Annotated in this window: 17 protein-coding genes; 12 read left to right on the top strand and 5 right to left on the bottom strand. The window is 63.2% G+C overall.

Annotation, left to right across the window (positions count from 1 at the left end; genetic code table 11):
• Positions 1-59: 59 nt before the first annotated feature.
• Positions 60-1,454, top strand: a complete 1,395-nt coding sequence (locus tag WDU96_RS11540; RefSeq protein ID WP_337338661.1) for an MFS transporter — start codon at positions 60-62, stop codon at positions 1,452-1,454.
• 17 nt (positions 1,455-1,471) lie between these two features.
• Here WDU96_RS11540 and WDU96_RS11535 read toward each other — a convergent pair whose 3' ends face one another.
• On the bottom strand, positions 1,472-3,391 hold the full coding sequence (locus WDU96_RS11535; RefSeq protein ID WP_337338660.1) for a BglG family transcription antiterminator: 1,920 nt from the start codon (positions 3,389-3,391) through the stop codon (positions 1,472-1,474).
• Between the two features lie 158 nt (positions 3,392-3,549).
• On the opposite strand from WDU96_RS11535, the gene WDU96_RS11530 reads away from it, so the two are divergent.
• The 11 genes from WDU96_RS11530 to WDU96_RS11480 all read left to right on the top strand — a co-directional run bounded on the left by WDU96_RS11530 (position 3,550) and on the right by WDU96_RS11480 (position 14,245).
• Positions 3,550-3,915 (top strand): PTS sugar transporter subunit IIB, encoded by a 366-nt coding sequence (locus WDU96_RS11530; RefSeq protein ID WP_337338659.1) that lies wholly within the window; start codon positions 3,550-3,552, stop codon positions 3,913-3,915.
• A gap of 35 nt (positions 3,916-3,950) precedes the next feature.
• Complete coding sequence (locus WDU96_RS11525; RefSeq protein WP_337338658.1) at positions 3,951-4,226, top strand: HPr family phosphocarrier protein; 276 nt, start codon at positions 3,951-3,953, stop codon at positions 4,224-4,226.
• Between the two features lie 5 nt (positions 4,227-4,231).
• Positions 4,232-5,905: a phosphoenolpyruvate--protein phosphotransferase gene (gene ptsP, locus WDU96_RS11520; protein WP_337338687.1), complete on the top strand. Its 1,674-nt coding sequence runs from the start codon at positions 4,232-4,234 to the stop codon at positions 5,903-5,905.
• Positions 5,902-7,584 (top strand): PTS mannitol transporter subunit IIBC, encoded by a 1,683-nt coding sequence (locus tag WDU96_RS11515; protein ID WP_337338657.1) that lies wholly within the window; start codon positions 5,902-5,904, stop codon positions 7,582-7,584. The genes ptsP and WDU96_RS11515 overlap by 4 nt, the downstream gene beginning before the upstream one ends.
• Before the next feature lie 85 nt (positions 7,585-7,669).
• Complete coding sequence (locus WDU96_RS11510) at positions 7,670-8,107, top strand: PTS mannitol transporter subunit IIA (protein WP_337338656.1); 438 nt, start codon at positions 7,670-7,672, stop codon at positions 8,105-8,107.
• Positions 8,107-9,261 carry a mannitol-1-phosphate 5-dehydrogenase gene (locus tag WDU96_RS11505; protein ID WP_337338655.1) on the top strand — a complete coding sequence of 385 codons (1,155 nt, stop codon included), beginning with the start codon at positions 8,107-8,109 and terminating at the stop codon, positions 9,259-9,261. Before WDU96_RS11510 ends, WDU96_RS11505 begins: the two co-directional genes overlap by 1 nt.
• A 21-nt stretch (positions 9,262-9,282) precedes the next feature.
• On the top strand, positions 9,283-10,074 hold the full coding sequence (locus WDU96_RS11500; protein WP_337338654.1) for an alpha/beta hydrolase: 792 nt from the start codon (positions 9,283-9,285) through the stop codon (positions 10,072-10,074).
• Between the two features lie 60 nt (positions 10,075-10,134).
• Entirely contained in the window at positions 10,135-10,857 is a 723-nt protein-coding gene (locus tag WDU96_RS11495) for a TSUP family transporter (RefSeq protein WP_337338653.1), read from the top strand.
• A 105-nt stretch (positions 10,858-10,962) separates the two neighbouring features.
• Positions 10,963-12,315 (top strand): flavin-containing monooxygenase, encoded by a 1,353-nt coding sequence (locus tag WDU96_RS11490; RefSeq protein ID WP_337338652.1) that lies wholly within the window; start codon positions 10,963-10,965, stop codon positions 12,313-12,315.
• Positions 12,312-13,289 (top strand): bile acid:sodium symporter family protein, encoded by a 978-nt coding sequence (locus tag WDU96_RS11485; RefSeq protein WP_337338651.1) that lies wholly within the window; start codon positions 12,312-12,314, stop codon positions 13,287-13,289. Before WDU96_RS11490 ends, WDU96_RS11485 begins: the two co-directional genes overlap by 4 nt.
• Positions 13,286-14,245 carry an SDR family oxidoreductase gene (locus tag WDU96_RS11480; RefSeq protein WP_337338650.1) on the top strand — a complete coding sequence of 320 codons (960 nt, stop codon included), beginning with the start codon at positions 13,286-13,288 and terminating at the stop codon, positions 14,243-14,245. The genes WDU96_RS11485 and WDU96_RS11480 overlap by 4 nt, the downstream gene beginning before the upstream one ends.
• A gap of 1 nt (position 14,246) precedes the next feature.
• On the opposite strand, the gene WDU96_RS11475 is transcribed toward WDU96_RS11480, so the two are convergent.
• From WDU96_RS11475 to WDU96_RS11460, 4 genes are read right to left on the bottom strand one after another with little or no spacing between them, the layout of a single operon-like run.
• The gene (locus WDU96_RS11475) at positions 14,247-15,362 is read right to left on the bottom strand and encodes an adenosine deaminase (protein WP_337338649.1); all 1,116 of its coding nucleotides are present in this window, start codon (positions 15,360-15,362) and stop codon (positions 14,247-14,249) included.
• A 44-nt stretch (positions 15,363-15,406) separates the two neighbouring features.
• Positions 15,407-16,699, bottom strand: coding sequence for a thymidine phosphorylase (locus WDU96_RS11470; protein ID WP_337338648.1), 1,293 nt, complete (start codon positions 16,697-16,699; stop codon positions 15,407-15,409).
• The gene (locus tag WDU96_RS11465; protein ID WP_337338647.1) at positions 16,696-17,097 is read right to left on the bottom strand and encodes a cytidine deaminase; all 402 of its coding nucleotides are present in this window, start codon (positions 17,095-17,097) and stop codon (positions 16,696-16,698) included. Before WDU96_RS11465 ends, WDU96_RS11470 begins: the two co-directional genes overlap by 4 nt.
• 3 nt (positions 17,098-17,100) lie before the next feature.
• Positions 17,101-18,357 (bottom strand): ABC transporter permease, encoded by a 1,257-nt coding sequence (locus tag WDU96_RS11460; RefSeq protein WP_337338646.1) that lies wholly within the window; start codon positions 18,355-18,357, stop codon positions 17,101-17,103.

The following is an 18,357-nucleotide window of genomic DNA, read 5'->3' as shown; positions in this document are numbered from 1 at the left end:
ATCTCACGCGTGTCGCTGGCAGGCAGCCGTGCGCTCTGATCCCTGAGCGAGGAGAAGTCATGGTCGACGGCCCAAGAGACGAAGCCTCGCCCGACCCCGCCGCCAGCCACGGCGTGAGCGCGGAACACGATCCACCCCACTGGCTCAAAAAGGTCGTTCTGTTCCTGAGCGGGCAGACAGTCAGCCTGTTCGGTTCGATGGTCGTGCAGTTCGCGGTGTTTTGGTACCTGACGATCACCTACCAGTCGGGGTGGATCATGATGCTCGCCGCGGTGTTCGGCTTTCTCCCGCAGGCCGTCGTATCGATCTTCGGCGGCGTATGGGCTGACCGACACAATCGCAAGTTCCTGATCATGGGTGCCGATTCGGCCATCGCGCTGACGACCCTTGCGCTCGCCCTCATCATGATGACCGGGTACGACGACGTGTGGCTCATCTACGCTGCACTCGCGATCCGCTCGGCTGGTGCCGGTATCCAAATGCCCGCCGTCTCGGCGTTGATCCCCCAGATCGCTCCGAAACGCAACCTCATTCGGGTGAACGGCATCAATGGTTCGATCCAGAGCGCCATGACATTGCTAGCGCCGGCAGCGGCGGGCGCGATCTATGCCTGGGCTTCAGCTGAAGCAGGCGGCTCCGCAGCATCGCTCATACCGATCTTCTTCGTCGATGTCGCCACCGCCGTGATCGGTGTGGGGATTCTGGCGTTCATCCCAGTGCCCACCATTCGTCGAGCCGCCGACACGCACACCGGTTACTTCGCAGATCTCGCCGACGGCGTTCGCTACGTCGCTCACCACGCGTTCGTCCGCTGGGTGCTGGTGCTGTTCGCGATCATCTTTGTGCTCACCGTGGCGCCGTCCAACCTCACCCCCCTCATGCTCGTGCGCTCGTTCCCGGCAGGCGAGGAGCAAGATGTCATCAACCTTGCCGTGCTCGAAGTCGCTTTCAGCGTGGGCATGATGCTGGGCGGAATCCTGGTAGCGTCATTCTTCGCCAAACGCAGTCGCATCGGCCTCATCGTTGGTTCTTCGCTGGTCTTCGGCATCCTCGCCATCGGGCTGGGCCTGTCCCCCAATATCTGGGTGTTCTTCGCATTCATGTTCTTGGTAGGACTCGCCGTGCCGTTCTTTGCAACTCCGTCGATGACGCTGCTGCAAGAAACTGTCGAGCCCGAGCGCCAAGGTCGCGTCTTCGGATTCTTGGGCATCGTGATGGCCGTTGCCATGCCCCTCGGAATGGTCGTGTTCGGCCCGCTCGCAGACGTTGTGTCGATCGAAACGCTGCTAGTCGCTTCGGGGATCATCACCTTCATCGTGGTCGGCGCGGCGATATGGCTCCCTGCCGGCAAGCGCGCAATCGCCGCCGCCCGCGCTGCGTCGCAAGTCGATTCAGCCGACCCTGCCGTGGTGGCTCAAACAGTCGAGGCCGTCATGAACGACGACGAGCTCTAGCGGCACGCGGCTGAGTGCTAGCCGTCGATGACGGCGACAAGTTCGTCGAGAAACCCGCTGAAGTCAGAAGCACGCCGAAGAATCCGCTGAACGCTGTCTCGCTCGCTGAAGACTTCTACGAGCTGCTCGAAAACGGTCTGGAATGCTTCGCGGTCGGATTCAGAGAAGGCCACGAGCGCCACCACCTGAACGCGCGTGTCACCCCATTTCATCGACGGATCAGCGATGCCGATCGCGATTGCCGTGCGCGTGGCCGTCATGCCAAGGGCATGCGGCACGGCAAGCGCATCCGTAAATGCGGTGGAAGACAGCCGCTCGCGGTCAATCGCACGCTCAACGTAGTCGTTATCGATCACGCCTTCGCTGACGAGCTTGTCGCCGAGTTCGCGAATGACTCCCTCGGCACCGGGGGCCGCATCCACCCCCCTGACGAACGCAGAGGGAACGAAGTAACCCTCGATCTCAGACCGCAACCGCGCAAGGCGTTTCGTGCGCCTGATTCGGGCGACCGCTGCCTGCACGTGTTCGACGTCAGACTCGGTCAGGAAGGGCTGGATGCGCACGATTCGATCTGCCGATATCGGCGGATCGATTGTCGTCAGCACCAGGTCGGTGCCCATGGCGGCCCAGTCAGGGTCAACGCGCGTCTCGACGCCGACCACCTCGATGGTCTGGCCGAGCGAGCGATCGACGCTCGAGCGCAACAGTTCGTGCAATTCGAAGAAACCTGGGCAGACGATCGTCGCCGTAAGGTGCTGATCAGCGCGTCGCATCCGCTCCAGACGACCGCCAATATGCATGGCGATGTATGCCACTTCGTCATCGAACAGGGGAATTCCGAGGCGTTCGTGCACACCGTTGGCGATATACACCGCGACTTCGAAGATCATCGGAAACGTGGATTTCAGCGAGCGAGTGAGCGGGTTGCGTGACCACGCCTGCTCCTTCGATCGATGCAGCAGGTTCTCGGTGTGCAGCGCGAGCCGCTCGATGAAGTCGTCGTGGGCGATATCGACGAGAAACTCCGATGCCGCTTGCTGCACCACTTCGCGCACCGCGTGTTCAACCCGCTGGTCGATGGATGCTGCCGGCTCGCCACTCGGAGGGCGTGAGCCGGGTGCGACAACCCTCGTCAAGACGAGCCTCGCGAGATGCTGCAGGTCGCCGTCACCCAATCGCACGCCGAGATGCTTCTCTGCGAGATTGGAGATGACGGCGGCAACCTCTTGCTGGTCTGCCGTCGGTGTCGCTGCAACGGCGTCTAGCGATCGACCGCGCGAGACGCGATCTGCCGCGATGGCGAAATGAGTGACGACGTCGGCGATGCCGAACTCGTTGACGAACCATCCCGCTGCCCCGAGACTCGCGACCAGGTCGGTCTTGAACAGAGCGAGGGTATCGGCCCCGGCGGCGTTGTCGCCCAGGGTTCGTCGAAGCGCGACGAGGTCAAACGAGCCTGCATCCATCTCGTCATGCACAAGTTTGCTCAGCAAGCGTCGCTGCGCTGATTCGCTTCCTACGAGCCGAGCACGAGATGCGGAACGCTCGAGCGTGAGCTCCGTTCCGCCAAGCAGGCCCCGCACTCGAGCCAGGTCTGCATCGAGAGTCGCCGAACTCACATGAAGCTCATCTGACATCTCGTACACGTCGAACCCATCGGCCGAGTCCAAGAGTTCGCGAATGACGGTGTGCAGTCGGTCACGCGGGGTACCGGCATCTCCGCCGGCCTGCTGCGCATCAGCGACGTGCGGCCCTGGCCGATAGCCGAGCGGGCCAGATTCAACCGCGATGCCTTCAACGCGTGCATTGATTGCTGTCACATAAGAGCGCACGCTTCGCGGAGTGACGCCGAGCACATCGGCTAAGGTCGCGGCAGTGACCCAGTCGCCCTCGCGGACGAGCAGGCTGAGCACCCGATCCTGTCGCGCTCGGGTCATTCGATTCTCCTTCGACTGCGTCCAGCGCATGGGCGGACGCGCGGCCAACTCCAGTCAACCATGCACAGCGCTCCGCAGTGCGTTTCCGCCCCTGCGGAAAAATGATTGGTTGTCGCGTTGCGCTTGGCTCACCAGAATGATTACCAGGAGGCGAGTCGATGAAGATTCTCGTGGTGTGTGGGGCAGGTGCGTCGAGCACGTTTGTGGCGCAGCGTCTGCGGCACGCTGCGCAAGACCACGGATTCGCGTGGACAGCCTCCGCTGGCACCGAGCAGTCGCTCCCCATCGACCTCGATGCCGCAGACGTCGTTCTCGTGGGAAACCACCTCGCGTCAGTGCTCGAGCACATTCGGCGCGCGGCGGAATCCCGTGGAACGACGGTGGTGCTGTTGCCGACCGATATCTACACGGATCACGATGGCACGCGAACGCTCCAGCTCGTTCGCGACGCGGTCGCCGTTTCGCAGGAAGTCACGCCGACCGCCAGCACCGCCGCACCCGAACCCATCAGCTCACTCGAATGACACACGCCGCACGACACGACAGAGAGGTCACCCCAATGTCCGCCATATCTCGAACGGTACGGATTGGCTCATCCCACGGGTTGCACGCACGGCCGGCCAAGCTGTTCACCCAGGCAGCAAAGTCCGCGGGCTCGCCGGTGACCATTTCGAAAGGCTCCGGACAACCGGTCAACGCTGCGAGCATTCTCAGCGTGATCGCACTCGGGGTCGAGTATGGCGATTACGTGACACTGTCGACCGAGGGTGCCGGCGCCGAAGCCACGCTCGACACATTGAGCGAGCTGCTCACGACCGATCACGACGAGGCATGAGCGCCATGACAGAGATCCGTGGTGTAGGAATCGGCCTGGGCGTCGCACAGGGCCCGGTCGCGCGCATGGCCGAGCCATTGCCCGCTCCCAGCGATGCGCCGAGAACGTCGTCGCAAACCGAAGAAGCCGCGCGAGTCGCCGACGCTGTAGCGGTGGTTGCGCGTGAGCTCGAACAGCGCGGTGCTCAAGCGGGTGGCGCGGCGCAAGACGTGCTCGAAGCGCAGGCAATGATGGCTGAAGACCCCATGCTCGCCGATGAAATCACCGCCCGACTCGCTCAGGGCAAGACCGGCGAGTGGGCAGTCTTCGACGCTTTCGCGGCTTTTCGCGATCAGTTGACCGCCGTTGGCGGCTATCTCGGCGAGCGCGCCGCTGACCTCGACGATGTCGCCCAGCGTGTGATTGCACACTTGCGGGGCGTGCCCGCCCCGGGTGTTCCCGATCCCGGCCACCCGTTCGTCCTGGTGGCAAAAGACCTCGCACCGGCCGACACTGCTCTTCTCGACCTTGACAAGGTGCTGGCGCTCATCACTACCGACGGGGGCCCCACCTCTCACACGGCAATCCTCGCTCGAGAGAAGTCGATCGTCGCCGTAGTAGGTGCGGTGCAAGCGGTCTCGCTCGTCGAGGGCGAAACGGTCATCGTCGATGCGGCCGCTGGCGTTGTGACCACACAGCCGTCCGACGCAGACCTCAAGCGAGCCGCCAATCGCGCGGCCGACCGCGCCGAAGCTGCATCCGCTCCCATCACCGACGGCGCCCTGAGCGACGGCACTCCGGTGCCGCTGCTGGCCAACCTGGGAAACCCTGCCGGCGCCGCTGACGCGGTGGCTCTCGGAGCCGAGGGGGTTGGTCTGTTTCGCACCGAGTTCTTGTTCCTGAGTTCTTCGCAGGCACCCACTGTCGAAGAGCAGCGCGCGTCGTACACTGAGCTGCTCGAGGCTTTTCCGGGCAAGAAAGTTGTCGTTCGAGTTCTTGACGCTGGCGCCGACAAACCTCTCGCTTTCCTCAACGACAGCCACGAAGAAAACCCAGCTCTTGGTGTGCGCGGCATTCGTGCGCTTCGCGCGAGCGAAGACATTCTGCGCGAGCAGCTGACCGCGCTGGCCCAGGCAGACGCGGCAACAGCTGCCGACCTCTGGGTGATGGCGCCTATGGTGGCCACCGTCGAAGAAGCGTCGTACTTCACCGAGATCGCGCGAGACTATGGCATCAAGACCGCCGGCGTGATGGTCGAGGTCCCCGCGACCGCGCTGCTCGCCGACCGGGTGCTCGCTGTCAGCGACTTTGCGTCGATCGGCACCAACGACCTCACGCAGTACACCATGGCCGCCGATCGCCTCTTGGGATCGACGGCCGGGTTCCAAGACCCGTGGCACCCCGCGGTTCTGAGACTCATCCGTGAGGTGGGCACCGCCGGTCAGACCACCGGCAAGCCCGTCGGCATCTGCGGCGAAGCAGCTGCAGATCCGCTACTCGCAGTGGTGCTCGTCGGACTCGGCGCGACCAGCCTGTCGATGGCACCCACAGCGCTCGCTGATGTGCGCGCCACCCTGCTTCAGTACAACTTCGACGATGCCCGAGCAATCGCCGAAGCCGCGCTAACCGCCGACAGTGCGGATGGCGCCCGAATCGCGGCGCAGCAAGCCGCGGCACCCAAAAAGGAGACACAGCCATGACGACGACGTCAGCACCCGCTTCGAGCGGGTTGAATAAGGCGCGAGTCGGAGTTCAACGCTTCGGCACGTTCCTCTCGGGCATGATCATGCCCAACATCGCAGCCTTCATCGCGTGGGGCTTCATCACGATGCTCTTCATTCCGGCGGGATTCTTCGGTGCCGCTAGCCCCTTCGGCTGGCACTGGTACCCCGTCTCCGAGATGATCGGCGGTGGCGGCGATGCCGGCACCATCGGCTGGGAAGGCGCGATGCTCTCGCTCTCTGAGAGCGACGGTGGCAACATCTTCACTTACGTCGGTCTAGTCGGCCCGATGGTGATCTACCTGCTTCCGCTGCTGATCGCGAACACCGCTGGCCGCATGGTCTACGGCGAACGCGGCGGCGTGGTCGCCACGATCGCCGTCATGGGTGTCATCGTGGGTACCGACATCCCGATGTTCCTCGGCGCGATGATCATGGGCCCGATTGCGGGTTGGATCACCAAGCAGATGGACAAGCTGTGGGACGGCAAGATCAAGCCCGGCTTCGAAATGCTGATCAACAACTTCTCGGCTGGAATCTTGGGCATGATTCTCGCCATCGTCGGCTTCTTCGTCTTCGGTCCGCTGATGCTCGGCATCAGCACCGTTCTCGGTGCTGCGGTCGCATGGCTTGTGTCGCTGAACCTGCTACCCCTGCTGTCGATCATCGTGGAGCCTGCCAAGGTGCTGTTCTTGAACAACGCCATCAACCACGGCGTATTCACCCCGCTCGGCATCGAGCAGGCCGCAGAGACCGGCAAGTCGATCCTGTTCCTCATCGAAGCGAACCCTGGCCCCGGCCTCGGTCTGCTGCTGGCGTTCACATTCTTCGGCGTCGGCGCTGCAAAGGCGTCGGCTCCGGGTGCGATCATCATCCAGTTCTTCGGTGGTATTCACGAGATCTACTTCCCGTACGCACTCAGCAAGCCGCTGACGATTCTCGCTCTGATCGCCGGTGGAGCCACCGGTGTCGCAACCAACATGCTCCTCGGTGGCGGTCTCGCCTTCCCCGCGGCGCCTGGCAGCATCATCGCCGTCACCGCAGCAGCAATCGGACCTGGTTTCGGCAACCTGATGGTGGTGTACTTGTCGGTCGCATTGGCCGCGCTCGTCACCTTCCTCGTCGCCGGCATCATCCTGCGCGCCTCGCGCAAGCGTGACCTCCTCGCAGAGGCTGACACGTTCGGCGCTGCTATCGCGCAGACCGAAGCGAACAAGGGCAAGTCGTCGGCAGCCATGGATGCGCTGCGCGCATCTGACGGCAACGACCGCACCGCGGTGCGCGATGCCGAACAGGCAGTGGACATGCTCGAGACCGAAGCGGAGACTGCTGGCCTTGCCAGCGGTGGGGCACTGACGACCACGCAGATCAAGAACATCGTGTTCGCTTGCGATGCCGGGATGGGGTCGTCGGCCATGGGTGCCAGCGTGCTGCGCAACAAGATCAAGAAGCTCGGTGTCGAAGATGTGACCGTCGTCAACAAGGCGATTGCGAATCTCGACGGCTCTGCCGACCTGATCATCACTCAGAACCAGCTCACTGATCGGGCCAAGAAGCAGGCACCGGATGCAATTCATGTATCGGTGGACAACTTCATGAACTCGCCCAAGTACGACGAGGTCGTGGCGATCGTGCGCGACCAGCACCCCACCGCCTAGCAGCGGACCACGAGACCGCCGCAGGGCTGGACGGCGCGACGCCTCCGGTCCTGCGGCGCTTTTACTCACATCGAAAGGCAAAGAAATGGCACGTGAAGTACTCAGCATCGGTCAGGTTCGCATTCACTCGGGCAGCGCAACCCGCGAAGAAGCGATGAAAGAAGCCGCCGACATACTCGAAGCGGTCGGCTCGGTGACCAGCGCTTACTTCGACGCGATGCAACAGCGCGAGCAGACAGTCTCGACCTACATGGGCATGGAACTTGCGATTCCGCACGGCACCAACGAGACCAAAGAAGCGATTCTCGAGTCGGCTCTGTCGGTTGTGCGTTACGACGGTGGCGTCGACTGGGGCGGAGAGCCCGTTGTGTTCGTTGTGGGCATCGCAGGCAAGGGCGACGAGCACCTTGAGATTCTCTCGAAGATCGCCATTCTGTTCTCGGACGACGACGAAGTCGCCAAGCTGAAGGCTGTTGCGACCGCCGAAGAGCTGTTCGCTCTCGTCTCGGAGGCAGGGGTCTGATGAAAGCCGTCCACTTCGGCGCCGGCAACATCGGGCGTGGCTTCGTCGGCTTGCTGCTTCACCAGGGTGGCTACGATCTCGTCTTCTCCGACGTCGCCGCCTCGCTGGTCGACGCGATCAACGCCGTCGATTCCTACACCGTCCACGAAGTGGGCGAGGGCGGCACAGATACCATCGTGACTGGTTTTCGCGCGATCAACAGCGCTGAGCATCCGGAACAGGTCGTCGCTGAGATCGCCACCGCCGAGATCGTCACGACCGCTGTCGGTCCGACAATTCTGAAGTTCGTCGCGCCCCACATCGTGCAGGGCCTATCGCAGCGAGACCCCGGGTTGCCCGCGTTGCAGATCATGGCCTGCGAAAACGCGATCAATGCCACGGATCTGCTGCGTGAACAGATCCGCGAGCTTGCTGGCGAGGACTGGGCATCGCTCGAGTCTCGGGCCGTGTTCGCGAACACTGCGGTTGACCGCATCGTTCCTGGGCAACCGGAAGGTGCTGGCGTCGACGTCACCGTTGAGCCGTTCTTCGAGTGGGCGATCGAGAGCCCGCCCTTCGACGGCAACCTGCCTGACATTCCCGGCGCACATTTCGTCGACGAGCTGGGACCATACATCGAGCGCAAGCTCTTCACGGTGAACACCGGACACGCAACGACGGCATACTTCGGCGCGCAGGCAGGCATCGACACCATCGCCGGAGCACTCGCGGAACCGTCTATCGCCGACCATGTAGCTGCTGTGCTCGAAGAAACGTCATCGCTGCTTGTGGCCAAGCACGGGCTCGATCCCGACGCTCAGGCCGAGTACCGCGCCAAGATCCTGCGGCGCTTTCGCAACACCGAACTGCCAGACACGGTGTGGCGTGTGGGCCGGCAGCCGTTGCGCAAGATCTCGCGGCACGAGCGCTTCGTCGGTCCAGCTGCTGAAGCCGCCGAACGCGGGCTCAGCGTCGACGCGCTCGTCTCTGCCATCGGCGCGGCACTCGAGTTCGACGATGCCGAAGACGCGCAGTCCGTAGAACTGCAGCAGATGATCCGACAACACGATGCGGCTTCCTTCACCGCAACGACCACTGGCCTTGATCCGCAGCATCCATTGTTCTCGAAGATCGAGACTGTAGTCGCCGCACGCCAAGCTGCCCTCGCCGGCTGACGGCGGGGCTACGCTCACTATGTGAGCGCGCCAGACCCCAACGAGAACGTGAACGTCAGCAAGACTCGCCGTCCCCGAGGGCGGCGAGTCTTCTGGTGGGTGCTCGCATCGTTCGGTGCGCTGGTCGTGGCCGGCATCGTCGGCCTGGTTATCTGGAGCCAAGTTGGCGTCTATCAAGCCGAGCCACAGCCGCTGGCCGCGGTGAAGGCCAACCCCGCGGTCACATTCACCGACACCGATTCGGCCATCATCATGGCACCCGCCGAAGGCAACGCAGAGCTAGGGCTTGTCTATATTCCGGGCGCGAAGGTGGAAGCAGCCGCCTACGCTTTCAAGATGTCGGGAGTCGTCGAAGAAGAGGGCATCACCGTCGTCATCACCAAGCCGTGGCTCAACCTCGCCTTTTTCGATCTGCGTCCACTCTCTGCGTTTACTGAGCTCGCACCCGAGGTCGACGCCTGGGCGGTTGGCGGGCACTCTTTGGGTGGTGTGCGTGCCTGCATGCTCGCGTCTGACGCCGACGCGCTGGCGCTGTTCGGCTCCTATTGCGCGGCAGATCTCGCGCACTCTGAGTTGAGCGTGCTCAGCCTCAGTGGAAGCGAAGACGGCCTTTCGACACCCGAGAAAGTCGATGACGCTCGATCGCTGTTGCCGCAGGATGCGACGATGTACGAAATCGCAGGAGCAAACCATGCATCCTTCGGCGACTACGGCCCGCAAGCAGGCGACGGCATCGCATCGATCTCTGACGACGATATGCGCGACGAGATCACCGAGTGGCTGACTGCGTTCGCTGACGAAACGGTGAACTAGCCAACGACGCGTTTCGAAGAGATTCGAGCGTCACCACCCCTGCACGTAGACTCTCCCCCCGTGACTTTGGTATTCGCCCTTCTTGCGGCCTTCATCGCCGCCGTCATCCAGCGCATCACTGGGCTCGGCTTCGTGCTGGTGCTGGTCGGCCCGATCGTCTTGCTCTACGGACCGCTCGAAGGCATCACCATCGGGGTGCTGCTTGCACTCATCGCCTCGCTCGCGGCTATTCCGCTGGTATGGCGCCAGGTGGAATGGAAGCGCGCCTGGTGGCTCATCTGGCCCGGTCTCATCGCCGCCCCGTTCGGTGCGATGCTCGTGAACGCGCTGCCAGAGGCCGCACTGCTGCTTCTCATCGCAGCAATGGCATACTTCGCGCTCGTGGCCGGCTGGATTCCCTTTCTCGCCGCGTCGCTGCAGGGTAAGACTGGCGCCGTCGTAGCGGGCTCGGCGGCAGGTTTCATGCATGTCGCCAGTGGCCTGTCCGGGCCGCCGCTCGCTGCCTACGCTGTGGGAAACAAGTGGGAGCAGCGCAACTTCGCCGCGAGCGTGCAGGTGATCTTTGCCGTATTCAGCGTGGTGTCGGTGCTGCTGCGTGGTCTGCCGACGTCGCCCGTCGGCGATGTCTGGTCGCTCATCGGCGCAACAGTCATAGGAATCATCATCGGCACCTTGCTCACGCGCTTTGTTTCGCCGCGCATCGCGCGGCTCGGAATGCTCAGCATTGCGTGGGTCGGTGCGACAGTGGTGCTAGCGCGAGGCATCCTCGCTCTGGTTTTCTAGTACAGCAATCGAACGCCTCGCGAATTTCAGTTAATACCAACTAACCCTTAGCATTGTTCGCTGGCGGACACCGCCACCGTCACACTGTCGTGCGAAAGAGGACATATGGAGCACCGCTACGCCATCATCGGCGCAGGACCCTCGGGCCTTTCTGCCGCCCGTGCGCTACAGAAAGCGGGTATCGCTTTCGACGCCTACGAGGCCTCCAAGAGCGTTGGCGGCCTCTGGGACATTGAGAACCCTCGCTCCACGATGTACGAATCGGCTCATCTGATCTCATCGCGGACCACCACCGAGTTCAAAGAGTTTCCGATGAATTCCACTGCTGACTACCCGAGCCACCGCACACTGGTGCAGTATTTTCGCGACTTCGCCAACCACTTCAACCTCACCGAGCACTTCCGCTTCGAGACGAAGGTCACCGCCGTCGAAAGAGAAGACGACGGACGATGGATGCTGCGCGCTGACACACCTGACGGTGCGATCGCCGAGCGCTACACCGGCGTGATCCTCGCCAACGGCACACTCGCGGAGCCTCACGTCCCCGCCTTCAAGGGCGATTTTTCCGGCGAGATCATGCACACCAGCGCGTACAAGAGCGCCAAACAGCTCGCCGGAAAGCGCGTGCTGATCATCGGTGCGGGCAATTCCGGGTGCGATATCGCGGTCGACGGTGTGCACCACGCAGCATCCGTCGAGATGAGCGTCAGACGCGGCTATTACTTCGTGCCTCGCTACCTTTTCGGAAAGCCGGCCGACACTCTCAACCAGGGCAAGCCGCTCCCGGCACGCATCAAGCAGTTCGTTGACAAGCGAGTACTGCGCGCGTTCACCGGCGATCCGGTGAACTTCGGCTTTCCCAAGCCCGACTACAAGATCTACGAGTCGCATCCCATCGTGAACACGTTGATCCTCAACCACCTGGGCCAGGGCGACCTTCAGATCCGCGCCGACATCGACCGCTTCGACGGCAGCACCGTGCACTTTCGCGACGGATCCAGCGGTGAGTATGACCTGATCCTGCTTGCCACCGGCTACACCCTCGACTACCCGTTTGTCGCTCGCGAGGCACTGAACTGGACAGGGTGGTCGCCCAAGCTGTTCCTCAACGTGTTCCCCCCATCGTTCAACGGTCTCTACGTCATGGGCATGATCGAGGCCTCCGGCATCGGGTGGCAGGGGCGGTACGAGCAGGCTGAGCTCATCGCCGAGTATCTGCGTGCGTGCGAAGACGCGCCCGAGCGTGCCGAGCACTTCCGCGCGCGGGTGACGACCGAGCCTTGGCCGGATCTCACCGGCGGCTATAAGTATCTGGGCCTTGAGCGTATGTCGTTCTACGTAAACAAAGATGCCTATCGCGGCGCGGTGCGCTCGGCAGTTTCCGCCCTTCGCGGGCCAGACGTTCACGGCACCCGCACTCCGCTCGTCAAGGTGCAGCCGAAGCGAGTCAAGGCATGAATCCTGACGACGTCCTGCTGAACTTCAACCCGGGCTCACTGCTGGTGTTGAACGTGGTGTTGGGGCTGGTGATGTTCGGCATCGCGCTCGACACCACGGTCGACGACTTCAAGATCGTGCTCAAGAAGCCCAAGACCTTTGTGGTCGCGATCCTCGCTCAGCTTGTGATTCTGCCGGCCGTCACTTTCGGCCTGACGCTCATTCTTCCGGTCACACCGTCAATGGCGCTCGGGATGCTGCTGGTCGCATGCTGCCCGCCGGGGAACGTCTCACAGGTACTGACTCACCGCTCGGGGGGCAACGTGGCTCTCTCCGTGTCGATGACAGCGGTGGGCAACGTCATCTACATCTTCATGCTGCCGCTGTCGATCGCGTTCTGGGGTTCGCTGCATCCCACGGCGAGCACTCTGCTCGAGACGGTGGCGATCAACCCGTGGCAGATGCTGCTCGACATCTTCTTGATCATCGGGTTGCCATTCGTGCTCGGCCTCGTGATCCGCAACAGATTCCCGAAGTTCTCCCGCACAGTGCAGCCGTTCGTGAAGTGGTTCTCGCTGCTCGCACTCGTCGGCTTCATCGTCGCCGCGCTGATCGGCAACTGGACCTACTTCGTCGCCTTCCTCGGCATCATTCTGGTCGTCGTCGCAATTCACGACGCCGTCGCCCTTGCCATCGGCTACGGCACCGCTGTCGCTGGCGGCCTCGGCACCCGGGAGCGCAAGGCGATGACGTTCGAAGTCGGCATTCGAAACGCCGGGCTGGGACTCGGTCTGATCTTCGCCTTCTTCGGCGGTCTCGGCGGCATGGCAATCGTTGCTGGCTGGTGGGGAATTTGGGACATCATTGCGGGGCTCATCGTCGCCAGCCTGTGGGCGGTCAACACGAAGCGCCGCACGGGCTCAGCCAAGGGCGACGCGAGCCGCCATGCTCTGAGCGCAACCGGCAGCGACTCCAACGCTGAGGGTGCGGCATGAGCGGCGCGCGTGTTCTCATCACGGGCGGTGCGGGGTTTCTCGGTTCGCACGTCGCTGCGGCACTGGTCGCACATCCCGCCGTTGCATTGGTCGTCGCCGGCGACGTACGCCGCCCCGAGCACCCCATCGACTCGGTCGTCTACGACGATTGCGACGTCACCCGGGAAGGCTCGGTCGCCCCCTTGCTGCAACGCCACGACATTGACGTTGTCGTGCACCTCGCAGCGATCGTCAGCCCCGGTCGTGACCACGAGATGGAGTACCGCGTCGACGTCGATGGCTCGCGCAATGTTCTCGAAGCCTGCGTAGCTGCCGGGGTGAAACGCATCGTGGTGTCGTCTTCGGGAGCGGCATACGGCTACCACCGCGACAACCCGCACTGGCTCACCGAAACCGACCAGCTGCGTGGCAATGACGCCTTTCCTTATTCAAAGCACAAGCGATTGGTGGAGCAGCTGCTCGGCGCATACCGCGAGACGCATCCCGAGCTCGAGCAGGTAGTCTTTCGGATTGGCACGATCCTCGGACCGACCGTGCAGAACCAGATCACTCAACTCTGGGACTCGAAGCGGCTGCTTGCCATCAAGGGATCAGCGTCGCCGTTTGTGTTCATCTGGGTTGACGATGTCGCCGCCGCTATGGCGCGCGCGGCTACCGACGGGCCCGCAGGCATCTACAACGTCGCTGGCGACGGGCGACTGACCGTTCAACAGATTGCCGACCGTCTGGGCAAACGGCTGCTGAGCATTCCTGCGTGGGCGCTCGCCCTTGCTCTGCGCGTGGGCCAGACGCTTCGACTCACCGTGCACGGCCCCGAGAAGGTCCTGTTTCTGCAGTATCGCCCCGTGCTCGACAATGCGTCACTCAAACGTGATTTCGGCTTCACCCCGTCGATGACCAGCGCCGAGGTGTTCGAGGCGTACCTCGAGACTCACCCCGGCGTGGCCGTGCGCTGACTCAGCGCTCGAATCCGTCTGCGATCAGCTCGATGAGCTCTTCACGCTCTTCAGTCGGCAAGAAGGCGGCGGCGGCGGCGTTGAGCTGGAACGCCTCAAGGTCGTCGAGGCTGTAGTCGAAGGTCTCGACGAGCAGCGCCAGCTCACGAGTGAGCGAGGTGCGGCTCATTGTGCGGTTGTCGACGTTCACCGTCACTGAGAAGCCCAGCTGGTAGAGCAGGTCGAACGGGTGATCTTCGAGCGTGTCGCCCCACGCGGCGACCGCGCCGGTCTGCAGGTTGGACGACGGTGAGAGCTCGAGGGGGATCTCACGGTCGCGCACCCATCGAGCAAGGTCGCCGAACTGCACCAGCACGTCTTCACCGGCGCGCGAAACCACGTCGAGATCTTCAGCGATGCGCACCCCGTGCCCCAGTCGCAGTGCACGGCCGTCGATCAGGGCCGAGCGGATCGAGTCGAGACCTGCCGCTTCGCCCGCGTGAACCGTGGTCGGAAAGAACTGCGAGGCGAGATAGTCGAACGCTGCTCTGTGCTTGGAGGGCGGAAAACCGTCTTCGGGGCCAGCGATGTCGAAACCGACCGCTCCGCGTTCACGCCAATCGACCGCGAGGCGTGCGATCTCGAGCGACCGATCGGTGTGGCGCATGGCCGTGATGAGCTGACCGACACGGATGTCTTGGCCTGCCTGCTCGGCAGCATCCTCGCCCTCTTCGATCCCTTCTTGCACCGCTTCAACAACCTCTTCAAGCGATAGCCCACGGCCAAGATGCTGCTCCGGCGCCCAGCGCACTTCGCCATAGATCACGCCGTCGGCGGCGAGATCTTCAACAAACTCGCGGGCAACGCGCGTCAGCCCCTCGCGGGTCTGCATGACGGCGGTGGTGAGATCGAACGTCTTCAGATACTCGACAAGCGAACCCGAATCACTCTTGTCTGCAAACCAGTCAGCGAGTTCATCGGCGTCGTCTTCGGGCACTTCCAGGTCGATTTCATCGGCCAACTCGATGATCGTGGCGGGGCGCACTCCACCGTCTAGGTGGTCATGAAGCGACACTTTCGGCAGTGAGCGAATCGACAGCCCCTCGAGTACGGCGTCGCCGTGCTGATCAATGGCCATGTGGATCTCCTCGAGAGATAAAAGGGTGGAGGTGGGGGAATCAATCAGGCCGTGATGCGCTCGAGAACGAGCGGAGTGGATGCTGGCGCCTCGGCACCAATCTCCCACGCACCCTCAACTGCATCAAGAGCACGTTCGAAGCGTGTTCCATCTTGCCCGAGCAAGGTGAACAATGGTTGTCCGATTTCAATGCGATCGCCCGGTTTCACGTGCAGATCGATACCCGCTGCGTGCAGTACAGGGTCTTGTGCTCGCGCACGACCAGCGCCCAGTCGCCAGGCTGCGATGCCGAACGGCAGCGCTTCAAGACGCGTGACATATCCCGCCTGCGCAGCGGTGACCGTGTGGGTCTCGTTGGGGGCAGGCAGAGCCGCGTCTGGGTCACCATCTTGCGCACGAATCATCTGGCGCCACGCGTCCATGGCACGTCCATCGGCCAGGGCGGCTTCAACATCCGCATCGGGGTGACCAGCAAGCGCAAGCATTTCACGCGCCAACGCGATGGTCAGCTCGACGACGTCGTCGGGACCGCCACCGGCGAGCACCTCGACCGACTCGCGCACCTCGTTGGCGTTGCCGATCGCCAGCCCGAGCGGGGTGTTCATGTCGGTGAGCAGCGCAGTGGTTGACACCCCGGAATCGGTGCCGAGTGCCACCATCGTTCTCGCCAGCTCGCGCGCCTTGTCGACGTCGCGCATGAACGCGCCCGACCCGAACTTCACGTCGAGGACCAGCGAATCGGTGCCCTCGGCGATCTTCTTCGACATGATGCTGGATGCAATCAACGGAATCGCCTCGACGGTTCCGGTGACGTCACGCAGCGCGTAGAGCTTCTTGTCGGCGGGTGCGAGGCCAGAGCCCGCGGCGCAGATCACCGCGCCCACGTCTCGCAGCTGAGCGAACATCTCGTCGTTCGACAGCGCCGCGCGCCAACCAGGAATAGCCTCGAGCTTGTCGAGCGTGCCGCCAGTGTGGCCGAGGCCACGGCCCGAAAGCTGCGGGACCGCAACACCGAAGGCCGCCACCAGGGGCGCCAATGGCAGCGTGATCTTGTCTCCCACTCCCCCGGTGGAGTGCTTGTCGACGGTCACCTTGCCGAGGCCGGCGAAGCTCATCCGCTCACCTGAAGCGATCATCGCGTCGGTCATCACGCGAATCTCGTCGCGCTCCATGCCGTTGAGCAACACGGCCATCGCAAACGATGCCATCTGCGAATCGGCAACGTAGCCGCGGGTGTAGGCGTCGACCATCCAGCGCAATGCCGGTTCGCTGACCGCTCCGCCGTCTCGCTTCATGCGAATCACGTCAACGGCATCGAATGCCTCCACGGCCGTCATCGTGCAGCCTGCTCGAGGTCGCGCGGACCGAAGGCGTCGGGTAGCACTTCGTCGATGGTGCGAATGCCCGAGACCGTTTCAAGCAGCATTCCCGGAAGAGCGAATTCGTAGAGCAGCTGACGGCAGCGCCCGCACGGCATGATCGTCTCGCCGTTGCCGTTCACGCAGACAAAGGCAACCAGCTCGCCTCCGCCCGACATGTGCAGATCACCCACCAGCGCGCATTCCGCGCACAGGCCGACCCCATATGAGGCATTCTCGACGTTGCACCCGGTCACCACTCGTCCGTCAGAGACGAGAGCTGCCGCGCCGACCTTGTAGTGCGAATATGGCGCGTACGCGTGCTCCATGGCTTCCGTTGCTGCGGCGCGCAGCTCGTCCCAGTCGATGGCGTTCATCCCTCAACCCTTCACATATGGCTGGCCAGCAGCCGCTGGCCCTCGAGAACGACCCACAACTCCGGCCACAACGAAGATCGTCACCACGTAGGGCAACATCAACATGAATTCGCTGGGCACAGGTGAGCCAATCACGCTGAGCGTGTTCTGCAGACTTGACGCGAATCCGAACAGCAGCGCCGCGAGGGTCGCCTTGATCGGATCCCACTGACCGAAGATCACGGCGGCGAGCGCAATGAAGCCCGCGCCAGCCGTCATCTCTTTGTTGAAGGCGATGCCGTTTCCGATGGTGAACACCGTGCCGCCGAGACCTGCGATTGCACCGGCGAGCAGCACGTTCCAGAAGCGGGTGGGGTTCACACGGATTCCCACGGTGTCTGCGGCCTGAGGGTGTTCTCCCACTGCCCGCAGGCGCAAGCCCCAACGGGTGCGTGTCATCCCGAACCACACGACCGCCACAGCGATGTACATCAGGTAGACGATGATCGTCTGGCGAAAGAACACCGGCCCGATCACGGGGATGTCGCTGAGAAGCGGAATGTTGATGCGGTCGAAGCGCGGGGGTGAATTGAGCAGCGCCGCGTTGGGTTGCAGCACCTGCGAGTAGAAGAAGCTCGTGAGCCCGACGACAAGAACGTTCAGCACCACACCGACGATGACCTGCTCGACGAGGTACTTGATCGCGAACGCGGCGAGCACGAAGGCAACGAGCATGCCGGCCACCATGGCGGCGATCAGGCCGAGCACGGGGCTGCGGGTGAGAGAGGCGACCACGGCAGCGGTGAAAGCACCCGCAAGCAACTGACCTTCGATGGCGATGTTCACCACGCCCACCCGCTCGCCGATCACACCCGTCAAAGCACCGTAGATGAGCGGAATGGCGAGCGCGACCGCGCCAGCGAGCAAGCCGGTTACCGGAATCGTGGCACCGGCTGCCGCCCACGCCAGAAAGCCGTAGATCATGATGATGATGTACGCGGCGAGAAGCCAAAGCGGGGTCTTGCCTGCGCGCTGAACCAGCAGCGCAGCCAGCGCAGTGAGCACCACCAGGAGCGCGCACACCACCCACACCGTCAGGGTCACCGGCACTGTGATCTCACCCAGCTGCACCGGATCCGCAGCTGTCGACAACCGGAAGGTCGTGCTGCCCTCACGCGGTGCTACGGCGATCATCAGCGTGTACAGTGCGGCGAACACGGCGAGCGCAATCGGCGCCTTCCAGCTGCGAACTTCCGCCTTTTCAAGCGCCTGGGTAGCCAT

It is taken from the genome of Microbacterium marmarense (genome assembly GCF_037204165.1).
GTDB lineage: Bacteria > Actinomycetota > Actinomycetes > Actinomycetales > Microbacteriaceae > Microbacterium > Microbacterium marmarense.
This window is presented reverse-complemented; position numbering and strand designations above follow the sequence as displayed.

Coding starts and splice junctions, on each gene's coding strand:
- WDU96_RS11460 (WP_337338646.1), bottom strand. CDS start 18,357: ATGGCTACCCAGGCGCTTGAAAAGGCGGAAGTTCGCAGCTGGAAGGCG.
- WDU96_RS11470 (WP_337338648.1), bottom strand. CDS start 16,699: ATGACGGCCGTGGAGGCATTCGATGCCGTTGACGTGATTCGCATGAAG.
- ptsP (WP_337338687.1), top strand. CDS start 4,232: ATGACAGAGATCCGTGGTGTAGGAATCGGCCTGGGCGTCGCACAGGGC.
- WDU96_RS11480 (WP_337338650.1), top strand. CDS start 13,286: ATGAGCGGCGCGCGTGTTCTCATCACGGGCGGTGCGGGGTTTCTCGGT.
- WDU96_RS11515 (WP_337338657.1), top strand. CDS start 5,902: ATGACGACGACGTCAGCACCCGCTTCGAGCGGGTTGAATAAGGCGCGA.
- WDU96_RS11475 (WP_337338649.1), bottom strand. CDS start 15,362: ATGGCCATTGATCAGCACGGCGACGCCGTACTCGAGGGGCTGTCGATT.
- WDU96_RS11525 (WP_337338658.1), top strand. CDS start 3,951: ATGTCCGCCATATCTCGAACGGTACGGATTGGCTCATCCCACGGGTTG.
- WDU96_RS11530 (WP_337338659.1), top strand. CDS start 3,550: ATGAAGATTCTCGTGGTGTGTGGGGCAGGTGCGTCGAGCACGTTTGTG.
- WDU96_RS11465 (WP_337338647.1), bottom strand. CDS start 17,097: ATGAACGCCATCGACTGGGACGAGCTGCGCGCCGCAGCAACGGAAGCC.
- WDU96_RS11505 (WP_337338655.1), top strand. CDS start 8,107: ATGAAAGCCGTCCACTTCGGCGCCGGCAACATCGGGCGTGGCTTCGTC.
- WDU96_RS11490 (WP_337338652.1), top strand. CDS start 10,963: ATGGAGCACCGCTACGCCATCATCGGCGCAGGACCCTCGGGCCTTTCT.
- WDU96_RS11510 (WP_337338656.1), top strand. CDS start 7,670: ATGGCACGTGAAGTACTCAGCATCGGTCAGGTTCGCATTCACTCGGGC.
- WDU96_RS11535 (WP_337338660.1), bottom strand. CDS start 3,391: ATGACCCGAGCGCGACAGGATCGGGTGCTCAGCCTGCTCGTCCGCGAG.
- WDU96_RS11485 (WP_337338651.1), top strand. CDS start 12,312: ATGAATCCTGACGACGTCCTGCTGAACTTCAACCCGGGCTCACTGCTG.
- WDU96_RS11540 (WP_337338661.1), top strand. CDS start 60: ATGGTCGACGGCCCAAGAGACGAAGCCTCGCCCGACCCCGCCGCCAGC.